Origin of the sequence: Pseudomonas sp. Ps21-P2, from assembly GCF_039672565.1 — a bacterium.
Classification (GTDB): Bacteria; Pseudomonadota; Gammaproteobacteria; order Pseudomonadales; family Pseudomonadaceae; genus Aquipseudomonas.
In genome coordinates this window covers 577029-595778 of record NZ_JBDFPL010000003.1, presented here as the reverse complement: position 1 = coordinate 595778, position 18750 = coordinate 577029, and the positions used below count along the sequence as shown (strand labels likewise).

Annotated in this window: 18 protein-coding genes; 7 read left to right on the top strand and 11 right to left on the bottom strand. The window is 62.9% G+C overall.

Annotated elements, in window-relative coordinates; all coding sequences use genetic code 11:
- Nucleotides 1–10 precede the first annotated feature (10 nt).
- The 8 genes from ABEH28_RS10170 to ABEH28_RS10135 form a co-directional block, all read right to left on the bottom strand.
- Nucleotides 11–1951 (bottom strand): response regulator, encoded by a 1941-nt coding sequence (locus ABEH28_RS10170; protein WP_346629836.1) that lies wholly within the window; start codon nt 1949–1951, stop codon nt 11–13.
- Complete coding sequence (locus tag ABEH28_RS10165) at nt 1941–2834, bottom strand: ATP-binding protein (RefSeq protein WP_192172048.1); 894 nt, start codon at nt 2832–2834, stop codon at nt 1941–1943. Before ABEH28_RS10165 ends, ABEH28_RS10170 begins: the two co-directional genes overlap by 11 nt.
- Nucleotides 2827–3864 carry an ATP-binding protein gene (locus tag ABEH28_RS10160; RefSeq protein ID WP_346629835.1) on the bottom strand — a complete coding sequence of 346 codons (1038 nt, stop codon included), beginning with the start codon at nt 3862–3864 and terminating at the stop codon, nt 2827–2829. Before ABEH28_RS10160 ends, ABEH28_RS10165 begins: the two co-directional genes overlap by 8 nt.
- The gene (locus ABEH28_RS10155) at nt 3855–4259 is read right to left on the bottom strand and encodes an anti-sigma regulatory factor (protein ID WP_192172050.1); all 405 of its coding nucleotides are present in this window, start codon (nt 4257–4259) and stop codon (nt 3855–3857) included. Before ABEH28_RS10155 ends, ABEH28_RS10160 begins: the two co-directional genes overlap by 10 nt.
- Nucleotides 4256–4618, bottom strand: a complete 363-nt coding sequence (locus ABEH28_RS10150) for an STAS domain-containing protein (protein ID WP_192172051.1) — start codon at nt 4616–4618, stop codon at nt 4256–4258. The genes ABEH28_RS10155 and ABEH28_RS10150 overlap by 4 nt, the downstream gene beginning before the upstream one ends.
- A gap of 4 nt (nt 4619–4622) precedes the next feature.
- Entirely contained in the window at nt 4623–5474 is an 852-nt protein-coding gene (locus tag ABEH28_RS10145; protein ID WP_192172052.1) for an STAS domain-containing protein, read from the bottom strand.
- Between the two features lie 267 nt (nt 5475–5741).
- Nucleotides 5742–6221 (bottom strand): hypothetical protein, encoded by a 480-nt coding sequence (locus ABEH28_RS10140; protein WP_192172290.1) that lies wholly within the window; start codon nt 6219–6221, stop codon nt 5742–5744.
- A gap of 156 nt (nt 6222–6377) precedes the next feature.
- Nucleotides 6378–7499 carry a DUF1615 domain-containing protein gene (locus tag ABEH28_RS10135; RefSeq protein WP_346629834.1) on the bottom strand — a complete coding sequence of 374 codons (1122 nt, stop codon included), beginning with the start codon at nt 7497–7499 and terminating at the stop codon, nt 6378–6380.
- Nucleotides 7500–7681: 182 nt separating this feature from the next.
- Between ABEH28_RS10135 and ABEH28_RS10130 the strand changes: the two genes are divergently transcribed.
- The 5 genes from ABEH28_RS10130 to ABEH28_RS10110 all read left to right on the top strand — a co-directional run bounded on the left by ABEH28_RS10130 (nt 7682) and on the right by ABEH28_RS10110 (nt 12264).
- On the top strand, nt 7682–8224 hold the full coding sequence (locus tag ABEH28_RS10130) for a cysteine hydrolase family protein (RefSeq protein ID WP_346629833.1): 543 nt from the start codon (nt 7682–7684) through the stop codon (nt 8222–8224).
- A gap of 14 nt (nt 8225–8238) precedes the next feature.
- Nucleotides 8239–9192 (top strand): 2-hydroxyacid dehydrogenase, encoded by a 954-nt coding sequence (locus ABEH28_RS10125; protein WP_346629832.1) that lies wholly within the window; start codon nt 8239–8241, stop codon nt 9190–9192.
- Between the two features lie 231 nt (nt 9193–9423).
- On the top strand, nt 9424–10068 hold the full coding sequence (locus ABEH28_RS10120; protein WP_346626264.1) for an HAD-IA family hydrolase: 645 nt from the start codon (nt 9424–9426) through the stop codon (nt 10066–10068).
- 82 nt (nt 10069–10150) lie between these two features.
- On the top strand, nt 10151–11371 hold the full coding sequence (locus ABEH28_RS10115) for a putative DNA modification/repair radical SAM protein (protein ID WP_192172057.1): 1221 nt from the start codon (nt 10151–10153) through the stop codon (nt 11369–11371).
- The gene (locus tag ABEH28_RS10110; RefSeq protein WP_282373536.1) at nt 11368–12264 is read left to right on the top strand and encodes a TIGR03915 family putative DNA repair protein; all 897 of its coding nucleotides are present in this window, start codon (nt 11368–11370) and stop codon (nt 12262–12264) included. The genes ABEH28_RS10115 and ABEH28_RS10110 overlap by 4 nt, the downstream gene beginning before the upstream one ends.
- 33 nt (nt 12265–12297) lie before the next feature.
- Here the strand turns inward: ABEH28_RS10110 and ABEH28_RS10105 are convergent, their stop codons facing one another.
- The 3 genes from ABEH28_RS10105 to ABEH28_RS10095 form a co-directional block, all read right to left on the bottom strand.
- A complete protein-coding gene (locus tag ABEH28_RS10105; RefSeq protein WP_192172059.1) occupies nt 12298–13365 on the bottom strand; it encodes a dienelactone hydrolase in 1068 nt (355 codons plus the stop codon).
- A 400-nt stretch (nt 13366–13765) separates the two neighbouring features.
- The gene (locus tag ABEH28_RS10100; RefSeq protein ID WP_346629831.1) at nt 13766–14371 is read right to left on the bottom strand and encodes an FMN-dependent NADH-azoreductase; all 606 of its coding nucleotides are present in this window, start codon (nt 14369–14371) and stop codon (nt 13766–13768) included.
- Between the two features lie 594 nt (nt 14372–14965).
- Nucleotides 14966–15901, bottom strand: a complete 936-nt coding sequence (locus ABEH28_RS10095) for a LysR substrate-binding domain-containing protein (protein ID WP_346629830.1) — start codon at nt 15899–15901, stop codon at nt 14966–14968.
- A 175-nt stretch (nt 15902–16076) separates the two neighbouring features.
- Here ABEH28_RS10095 and ABEH28_RS10090 point away from each other — a divergent pair, with 175 nt between their 5' ends.
- Together ABEH28_RS10090 and cueR are read left to right on the top strand one after the other, a co-directional pair.
- Complete coding sequence (locus ABEH28_RS10090) at nt 16077–18329, top strand: heavy metal translocating P-type ATPase (protein WP_346629829.1); 2253 nt, start codon at nt 16077–16079, stop codon at nt 18327–18329.
- On the top strand, nt 18326–18733 hold the full coding sequence (cueR, locus tag ABEH28_RS10085) for a Cu(I)-responsive transcriptional regulator (protein ID WP_346629828.1): 408 nt from the start codon (nt 18326–18328) through the stop codon (nt 18731–18733). The genes ABEH28_RS10090 and cueR overlap by 4 nt, the downstream gene beginning before the upstream one ends.
- Nucleotides 18734–18750 lie beyond the last annotated feature (17 nt).

Here is an 18750-nt window from a genome sequence, read left to right as displayed (position 1 = left end):
TCATTCGCATTCAGCTGTCGACCATGGCCCTTACTTTCGACAGAAACTCCACCAACTGGAAGGGTTTGAGAATCATGTCCATCCGTTCGCCCAAAAAGTCCTGACGATTGAGCGCGTTCTCGGCGTAGCCGGTCATGAACAGCACCGGCAGGTCGGGACGCCAGCTTCGGCCGCGCTGGGCCACCTCGCGGCCATTCATCTCGGGCATGCCCACATCGGTCAGCAACAGGTCGATGGTACTGTCGTGCTCAAGGCAGGACAGCGCCGTGCCGACATCGGCAACCGGGGTGCAGCGATAACCGGCATCGGTGAGGATTTCATTGACGAACATGCGCACCGAGGCCGTGTCTTCAACGATCAGTACGTGCTCCCCTGCCCCCTGCGCGACGACGGCGGCAGGCTGCTGCGGCTCGACGCGCTGCTCGTCCGCCGCCGGCAGCAGCAGCGTAACCTCGGTGCCGTGGCCGACAACGCTGCGAATCTGCACGTCGCCACCCGACTGGCGGGCGAAACCATAGATCGTCGACAGGCCTAGGCCGGTGCCCTGGCCGATGGGCTTGGTGGTGAAGAACGGGTCGAACACTTTATCGATCAGATGGTGCTCGATGCCGACGCCGTCATCGCGCACGGTCAGGGCAATGTACGCGCCGTCCGCCATGCGGGAATGACCCTGGGAATAGGTCTCGAAGGTACTGATCCAGATGTTGCCGCCCGCTGGCAGCGCGTCACGGGCGTTGATCACCAGATTGAGCACGGCGCTTTCGAGCTGGCCGGCGTCGACCATCGCCACGGCGCTGCGCGACGTCAGCTCAAGGGTCAGGCAGATACCTTTGCCGATGGTGCGGCCCAGCAGGTCTTCGAGGGAGCGCACGTACTGATTGACGTCCGCAGCGCGGGTGTCGAGGGGCTGCTGGCGAGCAAAGGCCAGCAGACGATGGGTCAATGCCGACGCGCTTTTCGCCGACGCCAATGCGGCATCGGCGTAGGTCATGACTTTTTCGGTGCGACCGTCTTCGGTGCGCTTCTTGATCAGCTCAAGCCCGGTGACGATGCCCGTCAAGAGGTTGTTGAAGTCGTGGGCGATGCCGCCGGTGAGCTTGCCGATGGCGTCCATTTTCTGCGCCTGCAGCAACTGCTCTTCGGTCCGGGCGCGCTCGGCGACTTCGTGGGCGAGCCGGCTGTTGACCGAGTCCAGCTGCTGCAGATGCGACTGTTCGCGGCGGCGGTGCTCGGTGACGTCTTCGATGAAGACCAGGCTCATGCCGCTGACCCGATACGGCGACACCTGCCATTCGGTTTCGCGCAGCTCGCCCTTGACCCGCATGCTCAGCGTGCCCATCCAGCGCTCGCCCGCTTCCAGCGCTTCACGCAGCCCGTCCAGCGCCGAGCCCTGGTCTTCGCTGAAGCTGCGCAGCACCGAGTTGTCGCCAGCGGCCTGCCCCAGCAACTGGGCAAAGGCATGGTTGGCTTCGTGGACTTTCAGATGGCCGTCCATCACCGCAATCGGCGCCGAGACGTTGGCGAAAATTTCGCGAAAGCGCTCTTCGCTGTCGCGCAACGCGTATTCGGTGTCACGCACCCGCAGCAGTGTGCGCAGGGTGGCGAGCAGCACGTCGGGGTCGACCGGGTGCACCAGATACGCGTCCGCGCCGGCTTCAAGGCCGGTCACGATGTCGCCGGTCTGGATCGAGGCCGCAGAGACGTGGACCACCGGCAACAGCGCCGTGCGGGGCGCAGCGCGCAACTGCCGAACGATGTCGAAGCCGCTCATGTCCGGCAGGTTGACGTCGAGAATCAGCGCGTCGGGGATCCGCTCGGCGATCAGCGCAAGGCCTTCGGTGCCGGTGCCGGCTTCCGATACCACAAAGCCCTGGCGCTCCATGCGTCGACGCAGGGCGTAGCGGGTCGCGGTGTTGTCATCAACGATCAGCAGCCGGGTTTCAGGCTTCATCCGCAGGCTCCTGGGCCAGTGCCAACGGGATCACCACATAAAACGTCGAGCCGACACCGGGCTCGCTCTCCACGCCCACGTGGCCACCGAGCAATTCGGCAAAGCGTTTGCACAGGGACAAACCCAGCCCCGTCCCGCGCAGGCGTTTTTGCAGCGGCGAGTCGACCTGAATGAAATCTTCGAACAGCGCGCCGTGGAGCTCCTGAGGAATACCGATGCCGGTGTCGGTCACCGCAAAGCGAATCGAGTCCTCGGACTCCAGCCGCGCCGACACCCGTACTTCGCCGCGCTGGGTGAATTTCAGGGAGTTGGAAATGAAGTTGCGCAGGATCTGCCCGAGCTTCTGATCATCGGTGTAGAGCCTCGGCAGACCCGCGGGCTCTTCGAAGATGAGGTCCACGGCCGAGGTGTCGACGATAGGCCGGAACATCCCGCGCAGCGCCGAAAACAGATCGAACATGTCAAACCACGCCGGCGAGATGGAAATGCGGCCCGCTTCGATCTTCGCCAGGTCGAGCAGGTCATCGACCATGTCGCTCAATTCCCGCGCGGCGTTGCTGACAAAGGCGACCTGCTTGTGCTGTTCCGGGCTCAACGTGCCGTCCAACTCGTCGGACAGCAGGCTGGCGATGCTCAGGATCGAACCCAGCGGCGTGCGGAACTCATGGCTCATGTAGGCCAGAAAACGGCTTTTCAGGTCAGACGCCTGGCGCAGCTGCTCGGCCTGCATGTCGAGCTCGCCGTACAGGGCAAGTACGCCCTGGTTCGTCTCGTCGAGCTCGGCGCGAAGGGCTGCCGCTTCGGCTCGCACGCGCTGGAGCTCGAGTTCGGTCGCCAGTGCGGGGGAGCCCTCGAGCGTCTCGCGGGCAGTGTTGTCAGTCATCGAGCGTCTCCAGAGCCATCACCAATACCGTTACGTCGTCCCTGCCCCGGCAATAATCGCGGTGTAACACCGCTGCAATGATCGCCGGGTGTCGGTACATCAGACCCGGATAGTCGCGAAGATTCCAGCGCGATTGCAGGCCGTCGCTGAACATGATCAGCAACTGACCGGTGCAGTCGGCGTAGTCGATCGGCGGAATCTTCCGGTATTGCAGGCCAACAATGCCCGGGTGCGAGGGTATGCCCCGGGTTTTGTCGTCGCCGATCAGCGTCGCGCCGATATTGCCGATGCCGATAAAGCGCAGCTTGCCCGACGCGCCGTCAAACAGCGCCAGGGCAGCCGCGCCGCCCCGGCTGCCGCGCATGTCGAAGTGCAGGTCTTCCAGCAGCACACTAGGATCGGCGAACGGGTTGCGTATGAACGCCCGGGCACCGGCCATCCCGGCCTCTTCGGCCTCAGGGCCATGGCCCAGGCCGTCGATCATCATGATCGCCACCTGTTGGCCCTTGACCGCAACTTCCCACACATCGCCACAGGCCGGGTCATCGTGCAGCGACTGCTGCGTGATGCCCAAGCGCAGGTCCTTCACCACGCTTTTGCGCGGAAAGAAACGCGCCAGAAGCGCGCTGCCGCGAGCGTCGCTGTGCACGTCGAACACTTGCGCCTGACGCAGAATCGACCCCAGGCCGATGCCCTGGGTGCCACGGCTGGAAAAGCCGTCGGCCATGCAGCTCTGCACGTCGAACCCCTTGCCCCGGTCGATGGCAATGATCTCGACGCCCGGCACCGCAGCCGATGCGTCGCCGGAGACATCGCCGGGCAGCACACGCACGTGCAATTCGCCGCTCTGCGCGTGCTTGAGAATGTTGCTCGCCAGCTCCGTGGTGACCAGCGCAACGCGGCCGCAGTCGGCCTCGTCGAAGCCGGCCTGTTCGGCGAGCTTTTGCGCGGTGCGTCGGGCGTGGCCGACCTGACTGATGTCCTCGATCGGCAACACCTGAGTCAAGTGGCTGTGCAGGCTCACGTCCATTTGCAGATCGTCACACGGGTGCCTGCGCCGGGCGCGGTGTCCAGCTCGAAGTCGTCCACCAGCCGCTTGGCACCGGTCAGGCCAAGGCCCAGACCGCCGCCGGAGGTCCAGCCGTCGGTCATCGCCAGCTTCAGGTCGGGAATCCCCGGACCTTCGTCGCGAAAGGTCAGGCTCAGGCCAACGCGCACGCCGTCCTCGATGATCTGCCAGTCCATGTCACCGCCGCCGCCATAGACCATGGTGTTGCGCGCCAGCTCGCTGACCGCTGTCACCAGTTTGGTCAGGTCGATCAGGCGCATGCCGCATTCCTGAGCCAGCTTGCGAGTGGTCTGGCGGGCCAGCACGACATCCTGCTCGATGCGAATGGGTTGAGTGCCGCTGCTGCGCACGCTCATTGGGAATAGGCTCTCTCGCGCAGCAGTTTCATGCCGCGCTCGACGTTCAGCGCAGTGCTGACGCCCGGCAGGGTCATGCCCAGTTCGACCAGGGTGATGGCGACAGCAGGCTGCATGCCCACCAGCACGGTTTCGGCGTCCATGATCCGCGACAGGCCGGAAATCATGCCGATCATCCGGCCAATGAACGAATCGACCATGTCCAGTGCGGAGATGTCGATGAGCACGCCACGGGCCGAGGTACGGCTGATGCGTTCGGACAGATCGTCCTGCAGCGTCATCGCCAGTTGGTCATGCATGTCCACCTGGATAGTGACGAGCAGAAAGTCGCCCATCTGCAGAATCGGGATGCGCTCCATGGGCTCATACCGCCTTGGTAATTGTGACGCCGAGACGGCGCAGGGCCAGTGCCAGCGCGTCGGCGAGGTTGGCTTTGGTGACGACGCCTTGCAGATCCAGGCCCAGGTGCACGATGGTCTGGGCAATCTGCGGACGCACACCGCTGATGATGCAATCGGCGCCCATCAGGCGAATCGCCGTGACGGTCTTGAGCAAGTGCTGGGCCACCAGGGTGTCGACGGTCGGCACGCCGGTGATGTCGATGATCGCGATTTCCGCGCCGGTGTCGACGATGCGCTGCAACAGCGATTCCATGACCACTTGGGTGCGTTGCGAATCCAGCGTGCCGATCATCGGCAACGCCAGAACGCCGTCCCACAGTTTCACCACGGGGGTGGACAGCTCGAGCAGCTCTTCCTGCTGACGCTTGATCACCGCCTCGCGGGACTTCTGATAGGTGCGAATGGTGTGAAGGCCGAGGCCATCGAGCAGTTCGGAAATCTGCATCACTTGCTCGGCAACCAGCGCGGGCTGGTCGGCGAAGTCGCGCTGCAGTTGTGTGAACAACGGGCCTTTGAGGGCGAAGATGAAGCTGGCGGTCTGCTGGGAATCCTGACCGGCCAACGCACGCTGGCTGGAGAGTTTTTCCAGGAAGTGGCGAACGTCATCCCACTCGGTGGTGGTGATGTTGACCGAGCCACCCTTCTCAAGGGTCGACGTCAGCAGGCGCAGGAAGTCGGTAACTTGCTGGCGGATCTCTTCGGTTTTGAGATTGCGGGTCGCGCCGCTGGCTTCCAGGTCGGCGTGCCACTGAACGGCAAGCTGGGATTCCGAGCGCTTGAGCGCGTCAACGGTGATTTGTTGCAATGCTGCCATGAGGGTGGCTCCAGTGAGTGCACGTCGAGAGTTAGAGTTGGTCGACTTGAGCGGGCCTGTGAAATATGGGGAATGGTCAAAAAAACAGCACAGAACGCTGAGCGGCAAGTTGTTGCAAGGCGCGGACCAACAGGCTGTCTGGCTAACGGGTTTGCAGGCGCTGCAACGGGCGTGAACCGGGCAGACGAAATACGCCTGCCGTGACTTGGTGTCAAGGTAACATCAGTCCGTTTTTGCTGTTTCTGTATCAGCGCGAGCGTCACGGCCTTAAAACACGCTGTCGACCACTTGAACATAGATGGAAAAGGCCCCCAGCAAAAACCAGAACACAGTGAACAGCCACGGCGTGCGCATGGAGAACATCAGCGATTTACGATAGCCCTTCTCGCTGGATTCGTGCTCGCTGAATAGGGGCGAGTCGTCGTAGGCGAGCCCCATGGCCGGCTGGCTGCTGAGCAATTGAGCCTGCTTGAAATGCCAGTGATCGATGATTTCGTAAGCGGCGCGGATGCCGGGCCAGGCGTGCATGGAGCTGATCAGCCCGAGCAGTGTCAGGAATGGCGGCACCACCAGCGTGAACATCTTGCCCCACTCCGGATTAAGGTTAGCCATCGACGAGGCGAAGGCGATCACCAGAAACGATTGCGCGGACAAATAGGCGTTGGTGCGGTTGGAGAGGATGGCCGTCTCGTACTGGATTTCCTTGCGGTAGAAGTCCAGCCGGTCTTTCGGCGATCCGAACAGCATGGCGTCAGCGACCTGAGCATCCGCGGCCTGCTCTTCGGCCACCGGATTGCTGCTGGTGATGATGATCGGTGTTTCGATGTCACGGCTCACAAGGGTGCCTCCTGCAAATTGAATGTGGGACCGGCTTTAGCCGGGAAGCTTTTGAAAATCACGCCCTCACTTCAATGACCCGGACGCCCGCGCCATGCAGCGAACCCGCCGCTCTTCCACCCGCTGGGCGAACCAGGCCGTGGTCAGCTTGCGGGTGATCTTCGGACTTTCCAGCACGATGCCCGGCAGAATCGCCCTCGGCAGCGGCTTGCCGGCGGCCTTGTCGGCCATGGCGAAAATCTTCGCGTACAGCTCGGTGTCTTCGAAGGCCAGGGTTTCGCCCTTCTCCAACTGGCTGCGGATGGTCGTGTTGCGCATGTCCAGCTGCGGGTAGAGGCTGCGAACCGCCAGTTCGGTCTGCCCCAGCGCCGGGCCGAAACCGTAGCTGATCAGGTCGCCATCCAGCGCCAGACGTTTGCCGGACACCCGCGCCACAGCGCTCTGGAATGCCGCATTACGGCTGGCGTACCAGCCGGCGTTGAAGTCGGCAAAGCGGTACAGCGGCCTGTCATAGCTGACCGGATAACCCAGCAGGTGGGCGATGCCGAAGTACATGCCGCCGCGACGGCTGAACACTTCATGGCGAATAGAACCCTCGACCGGATACGGATAATCCCGGGCCTGCCGCTCGGCAAATTCGATGCTGACCTGCATGGGCCCTGCGGTGTGCACGGGGTTGAAATTGCCGAACAGGGTACGACCCAGCGGCACCATGCCGATGAAGTCATCGAAGATCGCGCTCAGGTCTTTTTCCGTGCGGGCGGCGCTGAGGCGTTCGTTGAAGGTCTTGCCGGTCGAGGAGCGGATGTCCAGTGCGCTGCGCACCAGCAGGTTGGGGATGTGCGCCTTGCTGGCGCGACGGTCGATTTCATCCTGGGCGATCTTGCCCATGCCGGGGACGGCCGGGTCAACCTGGAAGTTGGATTCCTGCTCGGTCACGGCCAGCACGGAACAGAGGTTTTCAACGCTGGGGTTGATCTGCTGCGCCTCGAATGCCCGCTGAATATCCTGGGCCCAGCCCTGGCGGTCGGCGACAGTGGCGGGCAACAACCGCACGATTTCACTGCGCACCACCGAGGGTTCCGGCGCGGGTTCCTGGCTGCGTTGCGCGCTGCAACCGGCGAGGACCGCCAGCAGGATCAGGCTGGCTAGGGCATGGAGGTGGCGGCTGATTCCATTCACGGGCATGACTTCTCGCTGGTTACTCAAACGGGGTGGCGGGCTATGGACAGCGGGGAGCGCTGCTGATTCAAACAGGGCTGGATACGGCCCTACAAAAAGCATCGCGTTCAACCTGTGAAGCGGGAGTGGCCCTACGCTCGGGCAGGCATTACTCTGACCCACCCTACCCATTCAACAAGGAAGCCCGAATGTCCACCACAGCGCTCATCGTAGTCGATATCCAGAACGACTACTTTCCCGGCGGTAAATGGCCCCTCGCAGGCGCGGATGCCGCCGCTGACAACGCCGCCAAGGTGATTCAGGCCGCTCGGGACGCCGGGGATCTGGTCGTGTTCATCCGCCATGAATCAGGCGCCGACGCCCCCTTCTTCACCCCTGGCTCCGATGGCGCAAAGCTGCACCCCAAAGTCCTGAACCTTGAAAGCGAAGCGGTGGTGCTCAAGCACTTCCCCAACTCGTTCCGCGAAACCGGGCTGCAAGCGCTGCTCAAAGACAAAGGCATCGAGAACCTGGTCATCATCGGTTCCATGAGCCACATGTGCATCGACGCCACCACCCGTGCGGCGGCGGACCTCGGTTACAGCGTCAAAGTCATCCACGACGCCTGCGCCAGCCGCGACCTGGAATTCGAAGGCAGCGTAGTGCCTGCCGCTCAGGTTCACGCCGCATTCATGTCAGCGCTAGGCTTTGCCTATGCCGAGGTGCTGAGTACCGACACCTATCTGGCCTGACGAAGGAGAACACAATGAGTGACAAGAAAGCCGACATTCTGGTCTGGGGCCCGATGCACGCCTCGCTGATGCAAAACCTCGAGCGCGATTACCGCGTGCACAAACTCGCCGACATCAACGACATCGACACCTGGGCCGACCAGCACGGGACCAAGGTGCGCGGCGTCGTCACCAGCGGCGTGTTCGGCACCGACAACGCCATTCTCGATCGCCTGCCGAATCTGGAGGTGGTCAACAGCTTCGGCGTCGGCTATGACGCGGTCGACACTCAGTACCTGGCGCGCCGTGGCATCAAACTGAGCAACACCCCCGACGTGCTCAACAACGCCGTCGCCGAAACCGCCATGGCGCTGATGCTCGGCGTATCCCGGCGCATCAGCGAAGCGGAGCGCTTCGTGCGGGCCGGCCAGTGGCCCAACGGCAAATTTCCCCTGGGCAACGACCTGTGCGGCAAGACCTGCGGCATCGTCGGTCTGGGCAAGATCGGCAAGACCATCGCCAAACGTGCTGCTGCGTTCGAGATGAACATCGCCTACTTCCGCCGTGGTCGGGCCTATGACGATGTGTCCTACCAGCACTACGACAACCTTCAGCACCTGGCTCAGGACTCGGACTACCTGATTGTCATCGTCCCCGGCGGCCCGGACACCCAGCACCTGATCGACGCCGAAGTGCTCAGGGCGCTCGGACCCAAGTCGTTTCTGATCAACGTCGCTCGCGGCAGCGTTGTCGACGAGAAGGCCCTGGTGGCCTCGCTGCTGGCCTCGGAAATCGCCGGCGCGGGCCTCGACGTGTTCGAAGACGAACCCAACGTGCCAGCCGAGCTGTTGAAGCTGGACAACGTGGTGCTCACTCCGCACATCGGCTCGGGGACCTACGAAACGCGCCAGGCCATGGCCGATCTGGTGTTCGCCAACGTCAGTGGTCATTTCGAGAAAGGGACGCTGGTCACGCCGGTCGAGCTGTAACCGGCGCTTCATGTGCAGGCCTGACGATCAAGCCGTCGGCCTGCTCGCACTAATGTTCAAAGGCCTGCACTGCCGTAGGGTGGACTGAACAGGCCGTACCGTAAGTCAGTGCCCGAACATCGATGCCAACTTTTCGGGATAATGCCGGTCGAACAGCCCCTACCCGGATTCCAGACATCTGCACATGCATTCCGATCAAGCAACCTGATCGAGAAAGAAGGAGAACCCTGTTTGAATATTGCCGGCGTCATTTTTGACTGCGACGGAACCCTGGTTGACAGCGAACGGCTCGCCGCCGGCTTGCTGCGCGACATCCTCAACAAACACCAGGTGTTGCTGACCGTTGACGAAGTGCTGCAACGCTTTCGTGGCGTGCAGTTTGCGCTGTGCCTGGAAGGCCTGTGCCGCGACTATCCGTGGCTGCCAAGCGACGACATCGAAACCGAATTCCGCGCGCGCACCCTGCCGCTGCTGCGGGAACGGCTGGAAGAAATGCCCGGCGCGGTCGAGTTCGTGCGCAACCTGTCGCTGCCTAAATGTGTCGCCTCCAACGGCCCGCGCAGCAAGATCGAAACCTGTCTGAGCACCGTCGGCCTGCTGGACGTGTTCCATGGCCTGATCGTCAGTGCCTATGAAGTGCAATCGTGGAAACCGTCCCCGATACTGATCGAACACGCTGCAGAATTGCTGGGCCTGCCGCCGACTCAGTGCCTGCTGGTGGAAGACAGCATACCGGGCGTCGAGGCCGGGCTGGGTGCCGGTGCGCAGGTGGCGGGCTATGGCGACACGGATTTCTCGGCCTTCATGGGGAATGCCAACTTCCATCGCGTCAAAGATTTTGGTGAATTGAAGGAATTGGTACAGCGCATCAGTTGATCGACCGGCCATCCATCCGATCGGCCCTTGTTCATCCCCGGACAACTCGATACTGTACATAAAAACAGTATCGAGAAAATCCATGCAGCTGATTGACAAGCTGAGCATCCTCGCCGACGCGGCCAAGTACGACGCTTCCTGCGCCAGCAGTGCCGCACCCAAGCGCAGTTCCGAGGGCAAATCCGGCCTCGGCTCAAGCACCGGCATGGGCATCTGCCACAGTTACACCCCTGACGGGCGCTGTGTCTCGCTGCTGAAAATCCTCCTTACCAACTTCTGTCTGTACGATTGCCAGTATTGCGTGAACCGCCGTTCCAGCGACGTGCCCCGCGCACGCTTCAGTCCCGAAGAAGTGGTTACCCTGACCATGGATTTCTACCGCCGCAACTGCGTCAGCGGTTTGTTTCTCAGCTCCGGGATTATCCGCTCGGCGGACTACACCATGGAACAGCTGATTCGCGTGGCCAAACTGCTGCGTGAAGACCACGAGTTCCGTGGCTACATCCACCTGAAGACGATCCCCGAAGCCGATCCCGCGCTGATCGAAGAGGCCGGCCGCTACGCCGATCGCCTGAGCGTCAACATTGAGCTGCCGACCCAGCTGGGCCTGCAGACCCTCGCGCCGGAAAAGGAAATGGGCTCGATCAAGCAGGCCATGCAAACCATCTACACCGGCCAGCAAACCATTCTCAACGAGCCGCGGGCGCCGAAATTCACGCCGGCCGGGCAAAGCACGCAGATGATTGTCGGTGCCGACGAAACCGATGACAGCACCATCCTGCACACTGCTGAATCGCTGTACGGCGACTTCCGCCTCAAGCGCGTCTACTACTCCGCGTTCAGTCCGATTCCCAACAGCCCGAAAAGCGTGCCCCACGCCGCGCCGCCGTTGATGCGCGAGCACCGGCTCTATCAGGCCGACTTCCTGCTGCGCAGTTATGGCTACAGCGCCAACGAGTTGCTCCAAGGCCCGGGGCATCTGGCCCTGGACATCGACCCGAAACTGGCCTGGGCGCTGGAGCACCGCGACATCTTCCCGCTGGACCTCAACCGCGCGGAGCCGGCGATGATTGCGCGGATCCCAGGCATCGGCATCCGCACCACCAAGCGTCTGGTCGAGTTGCGCCGCCAACGCCGCATCCGATACGAAGACCTGACCCGCCTGCGCTGCGTGCTGGCCAAGGCCAAGCCGTTCATCATCACCAGCGACTACCATCCGCGCCAAGCCGAGAGCTCAAGCATCGATCTGCGCGAGCAACTGCGGGACAAACCGCAGCCGCAACAAATGGCGCTGTGGGGATGATCATTCTCGATTGCGCCGACTCATTCGACACCTGGCGGCAGCAGGCGCGCTGGCTGATGAGCCATCAGATCAACCCGGATCAGGTCAGCTGGAGCGTGCAGCAGGACGCTGACCTGTTTGCCAGCGACACCGATTACCCCGACGAACCCGGTCCGTTCCGCGCGCGCATTCCCCTTGAATTGCTTGAACTGCTGCAAAACGCGGCGCAATTCTGCGGTGATCAGCGCTGGACGCTGCTGTATGAAGTGTTATGGCGCGTGAGCCACGGTGATCGCACGGCCATGCTGGCCGGCGACAAACTGGGCAGCGAACTGCACCGGCGCCTGAAACAGGTCAGCCGTGAAGCCCATCATCTGCATGCATTCTTGCGCTTCGTAGCGCTGCCGGTGATCGAAAATGCCGAAGACGTCGCGGCCAAGGCGGCGTTGCTGGAGATGACCTGCCTGCCGGAATACGTCGCGTGGCACGAGCCCGCCCATGACATTCTGCGCACCGCCAGTGAGCATTTCATCGGGCGCATGGGTCGTCATCGCTGGATGATCGCGACGCCCAAGGATGGCGTGTTCTATGACGGCAAACAGCTGATTCATCAGCCGGTGTGCCCGGAGGCGTGGCAGTCGCTGGCGCGCAATGCCGACGATCCCCATGGCAATCTCTGGTTGACCTACTACAGCCACATCTTCAATCCGGCGCGGCTCAATCCGAAAGTCATGCAGGGCCATCTTCCGGCGCGGTTCTGGAAAAATCTGCCGGAAGGGCCGCTGATTCCGGCGTTGATCAGCGAGGCACGCACCGGCGGGCAGCGTGATGGTCAGGCGCGGGAGATTGCCGAGCGACGCGGCAAAGTGATTCGTGGCAAGCCCACGCCCTCACCCGCGGCGGACGCCCAGTAGGCAGCGCGGGTGGGCTCAGGTTCTCGATGAGCCTTACTGATCCAGGGTGTTGGCGGGTTCGAACTCGCGATGGGCCGCGGTCTGCATCCCGGCGGTGCTGGTCGGCGAGCCCAGGGCGGTGCCGAAAAAGCGCACGGCTTCCGTGCTCAGGTCGCGGTGAATGCTTTCGCGGTTGACGCCAATGGCGTCGGTGCACAGCCCGGGCTGGGTGGCGCGTTGCTCGTCATCACAGGGCGCCATGAACACAAAGTGCCCTGCCCCGGCGAACAGTTTGAAATCCGAGACATCGGGCAGCTTGCGCGCCAGCGCTTCGGCGTTCTTGTCGATGGCGAGCAGTTCGTCGCCGTCGCCGCTGTAAAGCAACACCGGCACGTGCACATCCGCCAGGGTCTGCCGACCGAACATCAATCCCAGCGGCGCCATCAACATCAACGCGCCAACCCGGGGATCGGCCTGGGCGTGCAGGTCATCACGGTCCGCCACCAGTTCGCCCTGGGTCTTGCAGGCATCCCGGTCCTGGGGGCGCTCGGTGCAGTAATGGCGCAGACGCTGCAGATCAGGCTGGGCACCGGCGAGAATCAATGCCGTTTCGCCACCCGCCGAATAACCGATCACCCCGACCCGGCGCGCGCTGATGTACGGCGACAGCATCGGGTCGATCAATGCGGCACTGATGGCTTCGGATATTTGCAGCGGGCGCCCGTAGAGATTGCTCAGGCTGCCCAGACGGCTGTGGTCCATGTAGTTGTCGCCCGGATGGAACACCGCCACGACGACAAACCCCTTGCGCGCCAATGACGTCGCCAGATCATGTTGCGCCAGCGGCGTGCCGGTGTTGCCGTGGGACAGCATCAGCAGCGGGAAACGGCCCATGGCAATGGTCGCGTCTTCCGACGCTTCAATCGGATAACCCTGAACGCGGGTGACGTGCTCATCGTCGGTGGAGGGGTAAAAGGCGTAGGCGTGCATGGGCCGGGAATCCAGCGGATCGAGAAACGTCAGTTCGTGAAAGCCCACGCTCCAGCTCTGCAGCTCACTGGCCTGCACCGAAATCAGGCTGCCCAGCAGGCTGATCATCATCACTGCACAAAGACGCATCATTGCAATGCCCCTCACCTTATCAACCCATGCCTGGCCATTCAGACGCTCAAGGGCCAAAGCCCCGCGAAAACGGCGTCTGTCGCTATCTGACCCGTGGGGTTCGATAACATTCCGAAACGTTTGAGGATCAATGGTGCACAAGGCGGGCCAAGCTCGATGAATTGAAGACGTCGGCCGCCGTTTGACGCAGAACCGACCGGATGGGCCGGCATTCTACGGTGCTTCGAAGAGGTTACGCGCAAAGAAGTCATAAAGGCTGTCGCCGCGCTGAACGTGCGGCCGCAAAACGACGAAAGCCCCGTCAAAAGACGGCGTGCAGGCCGGTGATGACAGGGCTTTCGGGTGGCGCTTTTTTATCGCTTCGAGCCCCTTCGCGGGAACGCTCGCGATCCAGTGGGGCTTAAGCGAACAGCGTTTCGCTGATGGTCTTCTGCGCGGCAGCCATGGCAGCGGCACGGGGCTCGTCGCCATAAGCCAGACCTTCGGCGACGACAAAGTGCAGGTCGGTGACGCCAATGAAACCGAACACCACCTTGAGCAGGTCGTCATGGCCGGCACCGCTCGGCAGCCCCTGATGCAGACCACCCGTGGTCGACACGACGATCACTTTCTTACCCTTGCACAGCCCTTCCGGACCGGCTTCGGTGTAGCGGAAGGTGCGACCGGCCACACAGATGCGGTCAATCCACGCCTTCAACTGGCTCGGGATGCTGAAGTTGTACATCGGCGCACCGATGACCACCACGTCCGACGACAGAAACTCTTCCAGCGTCGCTTCGTTGGTTTCCACTTCCAGCCTCTGCGCCGCGTCACGCCCTTCCACCGGCGTACCGGCAGCGGCCAGCGTGGCGCCGGAGAAATGATTGAGTGGCTCATTCGCCAGATCGCGGTAAATCACCTGAGTATCAGGGGTGCTAGCGGTAAAAGACTGAACGACACTGCGGCTCAACTGACGCGAAGCGGAGTGATCGCCGAGGATGCTGGAATCGATGTGCAAGAGTTTCATAAAGTGCTTCCCAAGGAGAGAATCGCCGCCTGGCGATCAAGTGGCGTCATCCTACCCTGTGTGGTAATGCGTGATTAGAGGGTGAAAACGCGATAGATCGTCCCGCTCACAGGACAATCAAAATGCGCACCGATGTTGGTTCGAGGCATCTGTGGAAAATCCCGACATGGATAGCGCTCCTTCCTGCCCCTTCCCGGCTAAAGCCGGTCCCACTAACAGCACCGCGTACACACTGTGGGACCGGCTTCAGCCGGGAAGCCCTTGATCTGCTCTTGATCTTGATCTTCAAACACAAAAGGTCCAGACACCGCTAATCGCGACTTGGGTGCAGGCTGAACGCAGGTCTCGCGGAGTGGGCCGAGCCGCATGGATGCGGCGAGAGCCGCCCCCCGCCATGGATGGCGGATGGCGGCGGGCCCACGGAGCGAGACCGGAGTGAAGGAACCCTGAGGAACGAAGGGCCCAACCGAGAGCAGGCACTTTTGCTTACTTTTGGTGCTTTTCAAAAGTAAGTCGCCGAAGGCGAAACAGTCTGCCCCCAGGCAGACGCTCTTGATCTTAAAGACCTTGATCTTGATCTCGATCTTGAAAAGCTCACAGATGCCCCGCCAACTCACACGCCTCCCGATCCGCCTTCTCATTCGCCCCGAAATCCTCCGCCAGCAAATCCACCAACCCCCGCACCGACGGCAACAACCCCCGCCGAGAAGGAAACACCGCATGAATCAACCCACTCGGCGGACGAAACCCCGGCAACAACTCAACCAGCTGCCCCTCATGCAACGAATGCCGAACCATAATCTCCGGCATCTGCACCACCCCCACACCCTCCACCGCCGCCCGGTGCAACGCATCCAGATCCGACGTCACAAAGCGCGGCTGATGAGCAACCTCGATCCGCCCACCGCCCGGACCGATCAACCCCCAACGGTGCTCACGGTTCGCCGGCGCCAGATCCATACTCGGCAGCCCCACCAACTCCTGCGGCGTTCGAATCGTCCTGCCCTCCAGCAACGAGGGGCGAACCACCAACCGCTGATGGCTCTCGCCCAACACCTTCATCACCAGATTCTCATCGTCCAGCGGCGGAAAACGCACCCTCAGCGCGATGTCAAAGCCCTCCCCCAACACATCCACCCGACGGTTCGTGCTCTCCACCTGAATCTGCACTTTCGGGTGCAGCACCAGAAACTTCGCGATCGTGTCGCTCACCCCCATCGAACCCAGCGCCGGCGGGCAACTGATGCGCACGATGCCCTGGGGCTCGGACCTCGACTGCTCGACCACCTTCTCGGCGGCATCGGCCTCCACCAGCATCGCCACACAGTGCCGGTAATAATCCAGCCCCACCTCGGTCACCGTGAATTTGCGCGTGGTGCGCTGGATCAGCCGCACCCCCAGCCGATCCTCCAACTGAGCGATGCGCCGGCTGAGCTTGGTCTTCGGCACCTCGATCTTGCGCGCGGCGGCCGCGAACCCCTTGTTCTCGACCACCTGCACGAAATAGTACAAATCGTTGAAGTCGTACACGGTTTGCCGCTCGCCTGGCCGAAAGGGGCTGGGATTGTCGCAGGTTGCCAATGGGCTGTCCTGCGTGGGAGCGTGCAAACGATCCAGTCAACACATTCAACGCTGTGCACCTCTTGACCTTGCCAGAAGGGCAAGGTTGATCCTTACTGGCAATCGACTTGCCGGAGTGCCCGCGATGCCCAGTGCCCACACATTTGATCTGCCCATTACCGGCATGACCTGCGCCAGTTGCGCCGGCCGGGTGGAACGCGCCCTCCGCAAAGTGCCCGGCGTTCAAGTTGCCACGGTCAACCTCGCCAACGAACGCGCCCACGTCGAGGTCAGCGGGCAGATCGACCCGGCTGTGCTGGTGGCCGCCGTCGACAAGGCCGGCTACGGCGCCAGCCTCGAACAGGACCCAGCCACCCAGCAAGCCGACCAGCGCAAACGCCACGACACCGAGCGCTGGCAGTTGATCGTGGCCATCGTGCTCGCACTGCCGCTGGTCTTGCCAATGCTGCTGCAGCCGTTCGGCGTCCACGGGATGCTGCCGGCATGGTTGCAGTTTGCTCTGGCCACCCCCGTGCAGTTCCTCCTCGGCGCGCGCTTTTACGTTGCCGCCTGGAAAGCCGCGCGCGCGGGTGCTGGCAACATGGACCTGCTCGTCGCGTTGGGCACCAGCGCCGGTTACGGTTTGAGCGTGTACCAATGGCTAAGCGCTGGCCCCGGCACGATGCCGCACCTGTATTTCGAGGCCTCGGCGGTGGTCATCGCCCTGGTCCTGCTCGGCAAATACCTGGAGAGCAACGCCAAGCGCCAGACCGCCAGCGCGATCCGGGCCCTGGAAGCCATGCGCCCAGAGCGCGCGATCCGACTGGTTAACGGGCAGGAAGCGGACGTCGCCATCAGCGCCCTGAGCGTCGGCGATACGGTGGTGGTGAAACCTGGCGAGCGCTTTCCGGTGGATGGCGAGGTGCTCGAAGGCCAGAGCCGCGCCGACGAAGCCCTGATCAGCGGCGAGAGCCTGCCGGTGCCGAAACAGCCCGGCGACAGGGTCACCGGCGGCGCGATCAATGGCGAGGGCCGGCTGCTGATCAGCACCCGGGCGCTGGGCGCGGAAACCGTGCTGGCCCGCATCATCCGTCTGGTGGAAGACGCACAGTCTGCCAAGGCGCCGATTCAGAAGCTGGTCGACAAGGTCAGTCAGGTGTTCGTGCCCGTGGTCCTGTTGGTTGCCGTCGCGACGCTGGCAGGGTGGCTGATGGCTGGCGCCTCGCTGGAGGCGGCGCTGATCAACGCCGTCACCGTGCTCGTCATTGCCTGCCCCTGTGCGCTGGGGCTGGCCACGCCGACCGCGATCATGGCCGGCACCGGCGTGGCCGCGCGCCACGGCATTTTGATCAAGGACGCCGAAGCCCTGGAACGCGCCCATGAAGTCACCACGGTGGTCTTCGACAAGACCGGCACGCTGACTTCCGGCAGGCCGCGCATTGCCCACATGGCCGCGCTCGACGGTGATGAAAACACCTTGCTGCAACTGGCCGGTGCGCTGCAGCGTGGCAGCGAGCACCCATTGGCCAAAGCAGTGCTGGACGTGACCGCCGAACGCGGGCTGAGCCTGGATAACGTCGGCAATAGCCGCGCGCTGGCCGGACGCGGTATCGCCGGCACCCTGCGAGGCCGCGAACTGGCGCTGGGTAATCACCGCTTGCTGCAGGAAAGCGGCTTGCTGGAAGAAAGCGGCTTGGCCGGGGACGCTCTGCACGAGCACGCTCAGGCATGGGAAGCCGAAGGCCGCACGCTGTCCTGGCTGATCGAACTGAGCCCCCAGCGTCGGGTGCTTGGTCTGTTTGCCTTCGGCGACACCCTCAAGACCGGCGCCGTTGAGGCCATCGCGCAACTGAACGCCCGGCACATCAGCAGCCACTTGCTGACGGGTGACAATCCCGGCAGCGCCAGGGTGGTGGCCGAGGCGCTGGGCATCCGCGACGTGCTCGCCGAAGTGTTGCCCGCCGACAAAGCCGCGACCGTCGTGGCGCTGAAGAAAACCGGCGTGGTGGCGATGGTCGGTGACGGTATCAACGACGCCCCTGCCCTGGCCGCGGCCGACATCGGCATCGCCATGGGTGGCGGCACGGACGTGGCCATGCACGCCGCCGGCATCACGTTGATGCGTGGCGACCCGCGGCTGATCCCCGCCGCCCTCGACATCAGCCGCAAGACCTACGCGAAGATCCGCCAGAACCTGTTCTGGGCCTTCGTTTATAACCTGATCGGCATTCCGCTGGCGGCGTTCGGCCTGCTCAATCCGGTGCTGGCGGGCGCAGCCATGGCCTTGTCCAGCGTCAGCGTGGTGAGCAACGCCCTGCTGTTGAAAACCTGGACACCCAACAACGAATCCAAAGACGACCCCAAAGACACGCCCAACGACACGGGAGACGCCTCATGAACATTGGACAAGCCGCCAAACGCAGCGGCCTCAGCGCCAAGATGATTCGCTATTACGAATCCATCGGCCTGCTTCCGGCCGCCACCCGCACCGACAGTGGCTATCGCCTGTATGGCCCGGACGAGCTGCACACCCTGGCGTTCATCAAACGCTCGCGAGACCTGGGGTTTTCCCTGGAAGAAGTCGGCAAACTGCTGACCCTCTGGCAGGACCGCGGGCGCGCCAGCGCCGACGTCAAGGCGCTGGCCCACAAGCACATCGTCGAGCTCAACCAGAAGATTGAGGAACTGGCCGGCCTGCGCGACACCCTGCAGAACCTGGTCAGCCACTGCCAGGGCGACCGCCGCCCGGACTGCCCGATTCTGGCGGACCTGGCGTCCAATGGCGGTCGTTCAAATGGTTAACGCAGGCTGCCGGTCAC